Origin of the sequence: Spiroplasma endosymbiont of Dasysyrphus albostriatus, from assembly GCF_964019495.1 — a bacterium.
GTDB lineage: Bacteria > Bacillota_I > Bacilli_A > Mycoplasmatales > VBWQ01 > Spiroplasma_E.
The window spans coordinates 303,730-317,552 of sequence record NZ_OZ026447.1; the positions used below are offsets into that span (position 1 = coordinate 303,730).

Below are 13,823 nucleotides of genomic sequence, written 5' to 3' on the forward strand. Positions count from 1 at the left end.
ACAATGTTGGAAAAACATGAATTAGTAGAAAAAATATTATTAAGTACTGATGTAATTAATAATAAAATTATTGAACTTGCAAAATCAGTTAATAGTTATTATAAAGATAATAAAGAGCCCATTATTTTAGTAGGGATATTAAGAGGATGTTTACCTTTTTTATCACAATTTATGTTAAATCTTAAGATTGATTGTTTGGTTGATTTTATGTATGTAGAGTCATATTTAGGGCAAACAAAGGCGGTAAATAAACCAAAAATAAGAATGGATGTTATTAATAATGTTAAGGGTCGTGATTTATTAATTGTTGAAGATATTATTGATTCAGGTAATTCGTTATTTAAAATTCGTGATCATTTACAAGAACTTGGAGCAAAATCGGTAAAAATAATTACTCTATTAGATAAGAAATCTAAAAGAGTTGCTAAAATTGAAGCTGATTGATATGGTTTTGAAGTTCCTGATCATTTTTTAGTGGGATATGGTCTTGATTACGATGAAAAATTGAGAAACTTACCTTATGTTGGTATTGCTGACCTTAATAAAATTGCAATTTTAGAAAAATGTAAAAAAGTAGTTAAGTAAATAAGTTTAGAAGTTAATAATAATATTAAAATTTTTATTTTTTAATATAGTTCAAATATAATTAGCATTATTTTATTATGATAAAATTATACTATTAGCAGTTTTTAAGTTGTATAAGAATATTGGAGTTATAATGAGCAATCTTTTTGTTAATGTTTTAAGAGGAATCAAGAAAAGATTATTACAATATTTAGGTATTATAATACTATTAGTTATTGTAATTTCTACTCTTTCTGCGCTTTATAGTACAGCATCAAGAGCTGAATCGGGTTTTTATACAGTATTAAACAATAGTGGTAAATATGACTATCGTATTAATTTACAATTATTAAATAATTATAAAGATACTGCTACTGTAACATCAAGAATCCAAACAATTATCAAAAAACAATTTGAAGGTCATCTACATGAATCAGAAATTTATGCACAGATAGATGAAATTAAAGAAAATAATCTTAGAAATAATAGTTTTCCTACCCTTCCTTCGGGAGTAGAAATTAATAAAGATTTTGAAAATTATTTGTTAAACTGAGGATTAAGTTATCAAGGAATATTATTTAATGATATTTTAGAAAACGAAGTTAAAAATGATGAAATTTATAATTTGCAACATTATGAACTTGCTAAATCATTTTTTAAAACTTTTGATTATGAAAACGTTATTTCTCTTAAAAAAATTTATTATTCATTAGAAAATGGATTTTATACTTCAGAAAAAAGTGAATCTTTTGATTTTGCTCCAAAAAGAAATAATATTAATGAAGTTTATATTTCCGAAGGCATTAAACCTATTAATCCATTAGAAATAGTGATCAATCCTGAATTTGCACGTATTAATAATATTAAATTAAATGATTATATAACAGTTATTGATAAAGTTGAAAAGTTAAAAGTTGTTGGTTTTGGCTATGCTTATTGGGGAATTACTGGTAGTCGTACTGCAACAAATCCTAATCCGACATCTGAAAATACAAGTCCTGTTTATATGTCAAATCAATGGTTTAATAATTTAATAAAAGATTCTACATTTAGAACTAATTTAAATAATATATTTTTATTAAGAGTTAACAATAACGATAGTTATTTTGTTAGTAAGTTAGAAGAACTTTTAATTAAAACTTTTAGTTTTAGTTTTGGTTCAATTATTAGCAGTGATAGTGAAGATATTCGTTCAGGACAAATTTTAGAGAGTTTTAAAATGGAAAATATAATGTTTACGGCAATTACTCTTGTAGTATTATTAGTTATTATTTTTATCATTATGTCATATGTTAGAAAAGAAATTGATTTACAAAAACCACAGATAGGATTATTAAAAGCTCTTGGTTATAGTAATTTTCAAATTGCTATTAGTTTTGTAATTTTAATATTTTTGATAACATTCATTTCTAGTATTATTGGTTTAGGTATTGGTCTAGGATTACAAATATGATTTAATTCGTTAAATAACATTGGGTTTTTTATGCCATTACCAATACTATTTTTTAGTTGGATAGTATTTATTGTAAGTTTAATAATTATTCCTATTATTTTTATAGTAATTAGTTATATGCAATCGGAAACAAAATTACGTGTTAGTCCATTATTATTAATTTATGATAGACCAAGTAATTCAAGTTCTAAACTAATTTCAGTTTTAAAATACCCCTTTCGTTATTGACCATTTAAACAACATTTAGCAATTGCTTTCACTCTAAAATCGGTTGGAAAACTATTTTTAGTATTTTTTACTTTTATTTTTGTTAGTTTTTTATTACTATTTCAAAGTTCAGCTACTGATTTATTTGATAATAAAATAAATAATTTATATGGATATTACAATAAAGATGTTAAATGAAATACATCAACTTCATCAATGTATACATATACTAATGATTCTAATTTAAGTATTGATAAGCAGGTTTTTGATTGAGTTTCAGAAAAAGATATTGCGAAAGATAAAGAAACTGGTACTAATAAATATCATCAATGAGTAGCTGATGATTTTCATATTGATAATGATAGTAAAGCTAAAAAAATTGAAAGTGTTATTATTAATAATAATTTTAAAGATTATTTTATGAATAGCGAAGAAATTAATATCCTTTATCAAAAAACTAAGACTAAATCTGATTGTGAAGATTTTATTAATCCAAAAAAGATACTACCTGAACCATTAATGGAAATTATTTGTCAAAATATTCATCAAATATTTAATTATATTTCAACAAATACAGGTATTAATCCAGAAATAAACCCGTTGCCTGGTATTAGTTTAGGTTTAAATATTTATAATAATAAGTATTATCCAACTATTGAAATAAATTTAAGACCTCCTAATGAATGAAAAGGACATAATCAAGGCCGCATGCTCGCAAAAAAAATTAAAGCAACAGGACTTTATAATGATCCATATCAAGATTTAGTTTGAAAAAATTGATTTAACTTTAAAGAAGCAAAAAATCGTGATATTGATCCTATTTTTAATAATTCTCATAATTTACAAGCACAAAAAGTTACTTATACTGATAATCAAGGACAAAATATAACAACTACAGCTTATATTTTACCAGCAGTTATTTCAAAAACATTATCAATTTTAAATGATTATAAAATTGATGATCACTTTTTAATGTTAGCAAGTTGATATAATTATACAATTCCAGTAATTTATCAAGTTAAAGGAATTATTGAAAATAATTTAGACAATTCGAATGTTTATATTAATCTTGATGATTTACGAACATCTATTGGATTAATAAAACCTTCCCCGTCAGAAGATCCAAAACCAATATCAGATTCTTTTAATCATTGATTATCTAAAGAGAGCAATATTTTTCCATTAAATTATATAAATATTTTGCAACCATCTGCAGAATATACTAAAGAACAAATATTAGCAAAAAATTTAGAACCTATTAATAAAATACCTTTTATTAATGATTTAGTTAAAAGATTATTAGTTGAAATATTTGATGGAATTAGAACAATTATAAATATTACAAAAATTTTAACATTATTTGCTGTAGCTTTTGTATTGGTAATTATTATTAATATGATTTTAGATAATAATTTATTAATTATTGCAATGATGAAATCTTTGGGTTATCGTGTAAATGAAATTAACAGATTGATTATTGGCTCCTATATTATTGCTTTATTGGTTGCTTTTATTTTAGGTACTATTATTTCTTATGTTGTGTGAAATATTATTACTTTAATTATTGCAACTAAAGCAGGCGTTGTTTTTAATGTGGCTGCTAATCTAGTTACAATTTTATCTTGCTTTGGAATGGTATTTTTAATAATGGTTATTGGCTATGCTGTTGGGTTATATTTAATTAAATACAAACCAGTAACAGCTTTATTACAAGGAAGTTAAAATATTTTTTAAGCATTTCTATATAAATAAGATAAAGTAATTGATAAAATGAGTGTGTTATTTATAAAAGCATGGAATTAAAAAGGAGAAATGATAATGAAAAAAGATAATAAGGAAATTAAAAAAGATGATAAAGACATTGGAAGTAAACAAGTAACTAAAAATAAGTTAGAATCTAGTTTTACAAAGAAGTCAGTATCTAAAACCGAAGGTACAATACCACCAGTAACTCATAAATCTCATGATAAACCAGAATCAAAGGAGGAAATAGAAGCTAATAAAGCTAAATTGCAAGCCTTTAAAGATAATCAAAAAGCAATTAAAAAATTAACAAAAACTCATTCAAAAGAAATTTTAGCAGGTAAAATTATATCAATGACTAATAATACTCCTGATACTCAAACTAATGTTATTGAATTATTTGATGTTAAAAAATCTTACTTAACTGGAGACTTAGAATATGAAGTATTAAAAGGAGTTAATTTAAAAATTAAATTAGGTGATTTTGTTGTTATCTTAGGACCATCGGGAAGTGGTAAGACAACATTATTAAATATTATTTCGGGATTGGATAAACCTAATACTGGTGATGTTTTTGTGGCGGGATACAATTTATCTTTATTAAAAGATAGTCATTTAACTAAATTTAGACGAGATAATGTTGGTTTTATTTTTCAACAATACAATTTATTAACTAATTTAACTGCTCGTGAAAATGCTGAAGTTGGTGAAAATCTTGCTAAAAATAAAAATAAAAATATGAGTATTGATGATATTTTTCAAGTTATTGAAATGGATGAACATATGAATAAGTTTCCAAGTCAATTATCAGGTGGACAACAACAAAGAGTATCGATTGGTAGAGCACTAGCAAAAAATCCGACAATTTTATTTTGTGATGAGCCAACAGGAGCACTTGATGAGGAAATGGGGCGTAAGGTGTTAGAGATTTTATTGGATGTTAATCGAGAATATAAAACATCAATTATTATGGTTACTCATAATCCTAACTTCCAATATGTTGCAAATACTGTTATTAACGTTAAAAATGGTAAAATTATTAGTGTAAAGAATAATGAAAAACCAATGAAACCAAGTGAAATAAATTGAAGTTAATATTATTAATTAAATAAACTAACAAATTGTTAATAGAAAAAATATCATAACAAAGGAGTAAAAATATGATATTTTTTGAAACCCCTAGATTAAAAATTAGACAGTGAAAAGATAGTGATTTAGATGAACTTGTTTTATTAAATTCTGATAAAGATGTCATGAAATATTTTTCTAGTACATTATCAAAAGATGATACAGAAAAATATTTTTTGAAAATTAAAAATAATTTAAATAATAATGGATTTGGTTTTTATGCTGTTGAATTTAAAAAAAGACAATAAATTTATTGGTTTTATTGGCTTTAGCGAAGTTGATTTTATTGTTGATTTTAGACCATGTATTGAAATTGGTTGGCGTTTTAAAAAAAGTGTTTAAGGTCAAGGAATAGCAACAGAAACAGCTAAAGAATGTTTAAAATATGCAAAAAACAATTTAAAATTAACTGAAATTTATAGTTTTACTAGTATATTAAATATTAAATCAGAAAATGTAATGAAACGAATAGGTATGAAAAAAATAAATTGGATGGGGCCACTTAGCCCTTTTTACTAGACCATTAATTTAAAAAATCTGAATGTATTCTAAAAACAATTGTGTTATATAATGAACACTAATTTTGACCTGAAAGGATTTTTATTAATGGATAAAATTAAACAAATAGCATTAATAATTAACAAATTAAATATCAAAGAAAAAATTAAAATTATCGATGATTGCAAAAATCAATATTCAATTAGAAACTTATGTCAATATCTTCAATTAAACAGATCAACATATTACTTTTTAAAAAATAAACAAAAACTTATTAAAAAAGAAAAAAATCATATTATTAATTGCAATCATAAATATCAAGAATTATGCCAACTTTTAATCGAATTTCATTCTACAAGAAAAGGTAGAATTTATGGATATTTAAGAATTTTTTCAGCTTTTAAAGAGTGATTAAAACAAGAGAAAAATATCATTTTAAATATAGAATTATCAACAAAACAAATGCGAAAAATTATGAAAAAACACAATATTCAAGGATTAAAACAAACTAAAAATAACTATCCTAAAAACAAAAAAAATCCAAATAAGTGAATACCTACAATGGATAAAGTAAACAAAGATTACAAAAGTACAACCGCTTCAAATCAAATTTGATCAATGGATACTAAACAAATAAACACCAAAGAAGGTTGACTATATCTTTTTGTAATTATTGATTTTTATTCAAATAATGTTGTTAGTTATAATACATTTTCAAATAAATCATATCAAGATTTAATTCTTCCTGCACTTGAAAAAATAAACAACCAATTTTCTTGAAATCAAATAAAAAACGTTATTTTACATTCAGATAACGCCAACGAATTTTATTGTCAAGAAATTACAAAATGAGCAAAAAACAAACAAATAATTTTAAGCAAAAAACAACCATATGATATTGGCGGTAATGTCATATCTGAAAATTGATTTTCACATTTATCTCAAGAATGATTGCCTAAAGACTCAAATCAATATTTAACAATCAATGAAGCTATTAATGATGTAAATCAATATGTTATGTTTTATAATTATGAAAGAATACATTCTAAATTTTTAAAACCACCAATATTACAAATAAAAATTTAGAAATATCTATCAAAATATGGTCCAGTAATTAGGGCTAACCACCAAATTGATAATAAAGATGCTTCTTTAATTCTTAATGCTGATTATACTAAATCTAATAAGTGAAGTTTATTTATTAAATGTGAAATTGATGGTGGTGCTATATTTAGTTTTGAAGAATTAAAGGAAAATACTTACCAAATTACTAGTAATACATTAGATATTACTTCACCAAGTGTAATTAATATAGATAAACCAATTAAAATTAATTCAAAAAGTTTAGAAACAAATGAAATAGAAGAAAATAATTGAGATATTGAATATATAGAACCTCCAACACCACGTATTCCACAATGAAAAGAAGTAGGAGAAGTTATAATAGATAAAAATAATAATAATCAAAATTATATAAAATATATATTTAAAGATAAAACACATTATAGAATATATATAAGTTATGGTGATTATACAACTAAAGAAAATAATAAAAATTATAGTGTCAATATCGAGTAAAAATTTCCCAAAATCATTAATTAAAATTAAATTTTATCAATATCACTATTTTTCTACAAAATTAAAAAAAATGTTAAAATCAATATATAATTTTAGATATATTTTTATTAATTCTTATTTTGAAAGAGGTATTAAAATGAAATATTTTAATCCAAGTTATTTATTTAAATTATGAATATTAAGTATTCCTTTATTTCATAATGAAAAACAAAAAGTACAATCTATGCCAATAAAATCATTAACTAACTCAATAACTTTACAAGAATCATTAACTAATTTACAACAACTACCAATTAATTTAAAACAACCTGAAATTTTTAATCATAAACATCGTCATAAAAAGTATAATAAAAAAAGACATGTTAATGGTGGTTTAGAAAATTTAGAATTTTTTAATGGTACATGTACAAATGGAGGAACTACTTTTGTAAAATTAATTAAAGAAGACTTTTACTGTGGTGTTGAAGAACCTTGAAATAATAATAAAGGAGTTGCCATTTTGCCCTATGTTTTAAAAGATAATGAATATCATTATTTATTAAATAAAGAATACAATCCATTATTTAAAAATAAGCAAATAGGTGAATATAGCACTATAACTGGTGGAGTTGAAAATAAGACTCATTATCAAACAGTTATTGATGAAATGTGAGAAGAAACTGGCATTAATGTTACTAACAAAAAAGACAAAATTTACTATTTAGGAAAACATTATGCAAACAAAATCAGCACCAAAGAATGATATTTATATGGAATTGATTTGACAAATACGAATTTAGATTTGAATGCAACTTATAAGGGAAGTGGTGATGGTTCTATTGCAGAAGAAAAAAGTTTTGCTAAATTTATTAATAAAACTATTTTAGATATGTGTAATGATGTCTTAAGTTTAGCAATTTATGGAAAATTAAATCTAAATAACAAAATGGAATCAAATTTAAATATTTCAGAAATAAATTCAACAGATTTACAAGTTCAATCTTCAACAAGCGGATATAAACCAAGCTTGCCACAAATTTAAAAACGAGATATTACAATTGTAATATCTTTATATATTTAAAATTAATTTTAAGACACCAAATTTGCTCATATACAAATGATTTAAAAATTTATATGATTTAGTATTCAAAAAATAAAATCTCTTATAGAATTCTATTTTTTGCCTAATTTTAATTATGTATTATTAATAACCATATCTTCAAGGATGGTCTTTATTTGGTATATAAACTTTTTTAGTTTTTATCAAATCTTCTTTGATAATTGGCTTTAGTGGTATTTCTTTTAGTTGATATATTTGATTATTATAACTAAGATATAACTCATTAATAAACGATTTAAGTACAATTACGTCAGTTCTGGGTTGTATATATTGAACTTTATTATTTTTATAAGAAAAATACTTTTTACCATAGTATGTTATAGTTGAACCACTATCTGTTTTTCTTTTAGAAAATCTTGAAAGATAAATATTTATTTCTTCTTGTATAGGAGCTTTAATCATAGCAGATTTATTATCATCAATAGGAAAACCGAATTGTTTATTAAAAATACTTATGTATATTTTAAGAAATTGATTAGCTTCTTTTAAATTTTTAATTTTATTAAGTCTAAGTTCACTAATTAATCGACTTTGAAGCGTTCCAAATAAGCGTTCGATTCTACCTTTAGCTTGTGGAATTGAAGTTCTAATTATTTCAACACCTAAATCATTACAGCACTTTTGAAATTGAGTATAAGTATCATTTTCTGTATTTATATTTCCTGCATCAATTTTTTTCTTATATCCAAAAACTGTTCTGTTATCAGTATAAAATGTTTTTGGTATGCCATATTTAGTTAAAATTTGATAAAAAACATTATAATAACCATCTAATGTTTCTTGATGATCAAATCATAGTCCAACAATATTTCCTGTAGCATCATCAATTGCAGCATGTAAAAATGCTTTTGGTTTATCATTACCAAATCAATGATGATTACTTGCATCCATTTGAATTAATTCACCAAAATTTGTTCTACGATTTCTAGTTGGATGTAAGTTATTTTTTTTATTTTTATGTCTTTTTGGTGAAATAATTTTTTCTTTGATTAATATAGTATAAAGTGTGCTATATGAAATTTTAATTTTTTCTTCACTAATTATTTTTTCATGAAAATGTTGAAAATTAAAATTATAATATTTTGTTTTATATAAGTTTATAATTTTATTTTTGATTTCAATTTTTGTTACTTTATTAGAAATTTTATTTCTAGATTTATGAATAAAACCAACTTTACCTTCTCTATTGAAAATTTTAATTAATTGGTTAATTCTTCTAATAGTTAGGTTAAGTTTATTCTTGGCCTGATGTTTAGATAATTTATTAATAATAATGTCATTTATAATTTTATATTTATATTTTTCTTTCATAGTCATGCTTCTTTCCATATTTATCACCAAGTATATTTAACCTCACTTTTTGGGAAATTTTCACTCGATAACTAATAGGAAATTATCACTAAATAATGACATAATAAAAATTATAGTTGACAAATAATTAATTTTTATTATCAATTAGATACAAGCGTTGTAAAAAGTAGTTTATGAATAGCAAATAATAACAATAACCAACAAACTGAAATTAATATTTATAACAATAGAATAATGTGGGGTATGGGTAGAGATTATATTTTTAAAAAATTAGAAGAATTACAGGAATAATATTATGTTTTTTAAAATTATAAAAATTATTTTAGGTTTAATTGGAGTTATTTTATCATCAGCAACAGCAGGTTTAATTATATTTATTATTGTAAAAATTATATTAAAAATTAATCAAATATTTTAAAAAAAGGTGGTGAATATTATGTTAAGTAGATTTTTAAGAAAAGATAAAAGTACTAATAATGAAGAAAAAACTAAATTAACTTTTTTAAAAGGTAAAAGTACACATGCTTCTATTTTAAGTTATTTTGGTTTTAATAATTTTAATCATGAAACATATTTTACTGATTTTGTAGCAGAAAATAATGCTAATTTATATAATGCTCCATTAGATATTAATAATGAAACTATTAAACAATATTTAATTCAACAAGAATTTTATAGAAAAAATTGAAATTCTATTTTTAAATTAAGCAAATTAGGAATTAGTGGTTATTTAATTTTTATTGCAAATGATGACTTATATTTTCAAGTAGTTGATATACAACAAAGAGTTTATGATATTACTGGTAAATTAATTCAATGTACTATTTTTTATGATAGTTATGAACAAAATGCACAAATTGTAAGATTATTTGAAGTTTATACATTAAATAATGAACAAGTAACTATTAATCGTGCAATTTATAGTATTAATGATAGTAAAAAACAATTTCCACTAGATTTTAAATCATTCATTAATAACTGTAATTTAGCACAAGAACAAACACTAAATATTAACTATATACCAATAGCAATTATGAGAAATAAAGCAAATGAGTTAGCAGATTGTAATAAAGTAATGGATAAAATTAAAGCATTAGATGTTATTTATTAACAAATTGTTTTAGATACTATTTTAAACTCACCTAAATTTATTTTTAATCAAACTTATGGTAATGTTCAATCAGCATTAGAAGAAGCAGTAAGAACATTAGTTACTAAAAACTATATATTTAAAAGTGGTGGAGATAATAATGAACAAAATGAAAATATTAATATGACAAATAGTAATTTTAAAGGTAAAAATTTAACTGATATAGCTAACGAAAGTAATGTTTACTCATAAATAATGTAAAATAATAATATGTAATTTAAACAATTCTTGCACTTACAAGTATAATTCAGCAATAATTAAAATAGATTAGGAAGATTAAATTATGCCAAAACCATACAGTGAGGACTTACGAAGAAAAGTAATAGAAGTTTATGAAAGTAAAAACATGAAAATTAAAGAAATTTGTAAAGTGTTCAATATCACTAGAAAGACTTTATTTTTATGAAGAAAAAGAAAGCAAAAAACCGGAAATATAAAACCAATTTTGAATTATCAAAAAGGACATAGCCACAAAATAAAGGATTTAGATGAATTAAAAAATTATTTAGCAGAAAATAAAGATGTTACAGTTCAAAAAGTAATTGAAAAATTTGGTGATATGACAAAAGAAACAGTTTATAACTATTTCAAAAAACTAAATTATACATATAAAAAAAACTTTTCTATATGAACAAAGAGATAAAAATAAACAAGAAGATTTTTTAAAAGAAATAGCGAAAATAATGAATGAAGATTTGGTATATATTGATGAATCTGGAATTGATGATAATGAATTTTATAAATATGGTTGGTCTGAAAAAGGTAAAAGATTATTTGATAATAAACCTGCATATAAAATAAAGAGAATGAGTATAATTGGTGCACTAAATAAAGGTAAATTAAAAGCTCTATGAGCATTTGAAGGACATTGCAATAGTAAAATTTTTGAATCATATGTTAAAAATATACTAATTCCAGTATTAAAATGTGGACAAATTATAGTTTTAGATAATGCGACGTTTCATAAATCTAAAGCAACAAAACAATTAATTGAAAATGCTGGATGCAAACTATTATTTCTTCCACCATATTCTCCTAATTTAAATCCAATTGAACATTTTTGATTTGCTATAAAACATAATATAAGAAAAATATTACCAAATTATTGACCAAATATTAAAAACGCGATTGATTTTGTTTTTCAAGATATGAGTAAACATTACTTTAGTTAGCTATATATATGATTGAAATGTTAATGAAATATTTAAACGTTGTGGTATTCATATACCAAGTCAAAAGAAATCTGCACAACAATCAGTTCCCGAAAGTACAGCAGTAAATATTTCAACTATTAATTATATTGAACAAAAATTATGACAATTTAATATTGATATTCTTAAATTTATTCAAATATTAGTACATTTAGATAAAGATTTATTAAATAGTAAAACATTTAATATTAATGATGAACAAGAAATTAATAATTTAACAGTTAAACTACAATTATTTAATCCCGAAAATAACCAATTAATAGGAGAGAACAATGGAAAACAACAACAAACCACAAACGAAGTTTCCACAGAAACAAACTAAACTTAATCAAGCAGAAGTAGAAAATGATTATTTAATTGATAATATTCCTTATGACTTTACTAATATGATGAGAGCAACTAGTGACCCCGATATTAATAGAGCATACTATGAATTTAAAAAAAGAACAATTTATATTTATGAAATTGAACGTTTATTTAAAAATAATGAAAATAATACTTTAAAATTTTCAGCAAATACTATTAAAATTGGTTTTATTGATATTAATAAAGTATTAAAAACTATTGCAGTTGAAACATCTGATTTTACTATGCAATTAAATCAAAGAGCAAGTACAAATATTAATGATAATACAATTGAATATAGTATGACTGATATTAAAAATTTAATATTTCAAGAAATAAATTTATTAAATCAATTTAAGTTATATGCTGTATCTATTAATGAACCATTAACTGAAAATAATATTGATAATTTATATATCATTAATAATTATTCACAACCTTATCAAAATCCAAAAACTAGAAGTACTAAAAGTATAACTATTATTAAAATTAAAGATTTTAAAACAAGAGATGGTTATCCAATTATTATTAAATTACAAAAACCATTAGATAAAGATACAAAAGTAACTGGTTTAAAAATTAAAGCTCCTAGAAGCATGATTTTTGGCAATATAAAGGTACTTGGTGAAGTTGACAATATGGAAGTATACCCTAAGTTATTTGTTAAAGACAAGATAGCATTTCCGCTATTATCAATGCCTATTGAAACTCAACCAAAAGTTAGAATATTACAACAATGATTTAGTGAACAAATCTTACCTTGAAAATTAGCAAAACAATTTATAGGACAAGAAAAATCAGTTTTAGATTTAATTGCTATTGGTGGTGGTAAAGAAACAAGAAAAGAAATAATTAAAAACGCAAGAGTTACACATGCTTGATTAGGATATTTTTTAAGTTCTTATTCTTTTGGAGAATGACCATTAAAAGAAAAGAAAGAACTTAAAGATAAAGAAGTATGAAAAATTCAGAGTGGTCCAATTGGAAAAGAATATACAAGTATTGCTACATATGATAAATTTGATGATATTGAAGTTGAAATAAGTGATAAACCAACAATTGATAGTTTACAACAATTATTATTAGATATGCTAAGTTACACATATAACTACAATAGAGGTTTTAATGGTGCAGAATATGATGAAAAAAAACATAAACCAGCAAACAAGATAGCAGAGTTACGTGATAAATTTGAAGGACAAAAACCAGATGAAGTAATTACTAATTTGTTTAGACAATGAGAATTAGATTATCCAAATTATATAAATCTACCACAAATGCAAATATTTAAGCAAGTATTTATTATGCTATCAAAATATATTTATTCATTATTATCAATAAATAAAAGGGTTAAATGATGATAATAAGATTTTATTACCTTATTATTTTGAATTAAAATCAAGTCCAATAAAACCTAGTAAAAATGATATTTGACAATATAAAGATGTAAAAGTAATATTAAAATCTCCATATTGGATGGGGCCACTTAGCCCTTTTTACTAGACCATTAATTTAAAAAATCTGAATGTATTCTAA

The 13,823-nt window shown here is 22.8% G+C and carries 14 protein-coding genes; 13 read left to right on the top strand and 1 reads right to left on the bottom strand.

What is annotated here, in order from left to right:
• The first annotated feature begins 3 nt into the window (after positions 1 to 3).
• The 7 genes from hpt to AACL11_RS01995 all read left to right on the top strand — a co-directional run bounded on the left by hpt (position 4) and on the right by AACL11_RS01995 (position 8,192).
• The gene (hpt, locus tag AACL11_RS01970) at positions 4 to 585 is read left to right on the top strand and encodes a hypoxanthine phosphoribosyltransferase (protein WP_252319078.1); all 582 of its coding nucleotides are present in this window, start codon (positions 4 to 6) and stop codon (positions 583 to 585) included.
• A 133-nt stretch (positions 586 to 718) separates the two neighbouring features.
• Positions 719 to 3,946: an ABC transporter permease gene (locus AACL11_RS01975; protein ID WP_338987942.1), complete on the top strand. Its 3,228-nt coding sequence runs from the start codon at positions 719 to 721 to the stop codon at positions 3,944 to 3,946.
• 96 nt (positions 3,947 to 4,042) lie between these two features.
• A complete protein-coding gene (locus tag AACL11_RS01980; protein WP_338958490.1) occupies positions 4,043 to 5,062 on the top strand; it encodes an ABC transporter ATP-binding protein in 1,020 nt (339 codons plus the stop codon).
• Positions 5,063 to 5,127: 65 nt separating this feature from the next.
• A complete protein-coding gene (locus AACL11_RS01985; protein WP_252319083.1) occupies positions 5,128 to 5,343 on the top strand; it encodes a GNAT family N-acetyltransferase in 216 nt (71 codons plus the stop codon).
• Between the two features lie 103 nt (positions 5,344 to 5,446).
• Positions 5,447 to 5,614: a GNAT family N-acetyltransferase gene (locus AACL11_RS10515; protein ID WP_422397940.1), complete on the top strand. Its 168-nt coding sequence runs from the start codon at positions 5,447 to 5,449 to the stop codon at positions 5,612 to 5,614.
• A 51-nt stretch (positions 5,615 to 5,665) separates the two neighbouring features.
• The gene (locus tag AACL11_RS01990; protein ID WP_338986622.1) at positions 5,666 to 6,679 is read left to right on the top strand and encodes an IS3 family transposase; all 1,014 of its coding nucleotides are present in this window, start codon (positions 5,666 to 5,668) and stop codon (positions 6,677 to 6,679) included.
• Positions 6,680 to 7,307: 628 nt separating this feature from the next.
• Positions 7,308 to 8,192 (top strand): hypothetical protein, encoded by an 885-nt coding sequence (locus AACL11_RS01995; RefSeq protein ID WP_338986545.1) that lies wholly within the window; start codon positions 7,308 to 7,310, stop codon positions 8,190 to 8,192.
• Between the two features lie 162 nt (positions 8,193 to 8,354).
• On the opposite strand, the gene AACL11_RS02000 is transcribed toward AACL11_RS01995, so the two are convergent.
• Entirely contained in the window at positions 8,355 to 9,599 is a 1,245-nt protein-coding gene (locus AACL11_RS02000; protein ID WP_252319108.1) for an ISNCY family transposase, read from the bottom strand.
• Between the two features lie 277 nt (positions 9,600 to 9,876).
• On the opposite strand from AACL11_RS02000, the gene AACL11_RS02005 reads away from it, so the two are divergent.
• The 6 genes from AACL11_RS02005 to AACL11_RS02030 all read left to right on the top strand — a co-directional run bounded on the left by AACL11_RS02005 (position 9,877) and on the right by AACL11_RS02030 (position 13,651).
• On the top strand, positions 9,877 to 9,999 hold the full coding sequence (locus AACL11_RS02005) for a hypothetical protein (RefSeq protein WP_255495924.1): 123 nt from the start codon (positions 9,877 to 9,879) through the stop codon (positions 9,997 to 9,999).
• Between the two features lie 18 nt (positions 10,000 to 10,017).
• Positions 10,018 to 10,692 (top strand): hypothetical protein, encoded by a 675-nt coding sequence (locus tag AACL11_RS02010; RefSeq protein ID WP_338987943.1) that lies wholly within the window; start codon positions 10,018 to 10,020, stop codon positions 10,690 to 10,692.
• A 322-nt stretch (positions 10,693 to 11,014) separates the two neighbouring features.
• Positions 11,015 to 11,374 carry a helix-turn-helix domain-containing protein gene (locus AACL11_RS02015; protein WP_338973555.1) on the top strand — a complete coding sequence of 120 codons (360 nt, stop codon included), beginning with the start codon at positions 11,015 to 11,017 and terminating at the stop codon, positions 11,372 to 11,374.
• A gap of 28 nt (positions 11,375 to 11,402) precedes the next feature.
• Positions 11,403 to 11,903, top strand: coding sequence for an IS630 family transposase (locus tag AACL11_RS02020; protein ID WP_338988468.1), 501 nt, complete (start codon positions 11,403 to 11,405; stop codon positions 11,901 to 11,903).
• Positions 11,866 to 12,264: a hypothetical protein gene (locus tag AACL11_RS02025; protein ID WP_338987944.1), complete on the top strand. Its 399-nt coding sequence runs from the start codon at positions 11,866 to 11,868 to the stop codon at positions 12,262 to 12,264. The genes AACL11_RS02020 and AACL11_RS02025 overlap by 38 nt, the downstream gene beginning before the upstream one ends.
• The gene (locus AACL11_RS02030) at positions 12,215 to 13,651 is read left to right on the top strand and encodes a hypothetical protein (protein WP_338987945.1); all 1,437 of its coding nucleotides are present in this window, start codon (positions 12,215 to 12,217) and stop codon (positions 13,649 to 13,651) included. Before AACL11_RS02025 ends, AACL11_RS02030 begins: the two co-directional genes overlap by 50 nt.
• Positions 13,652 to 13,823: the final 172 nt, after the last annotated feature.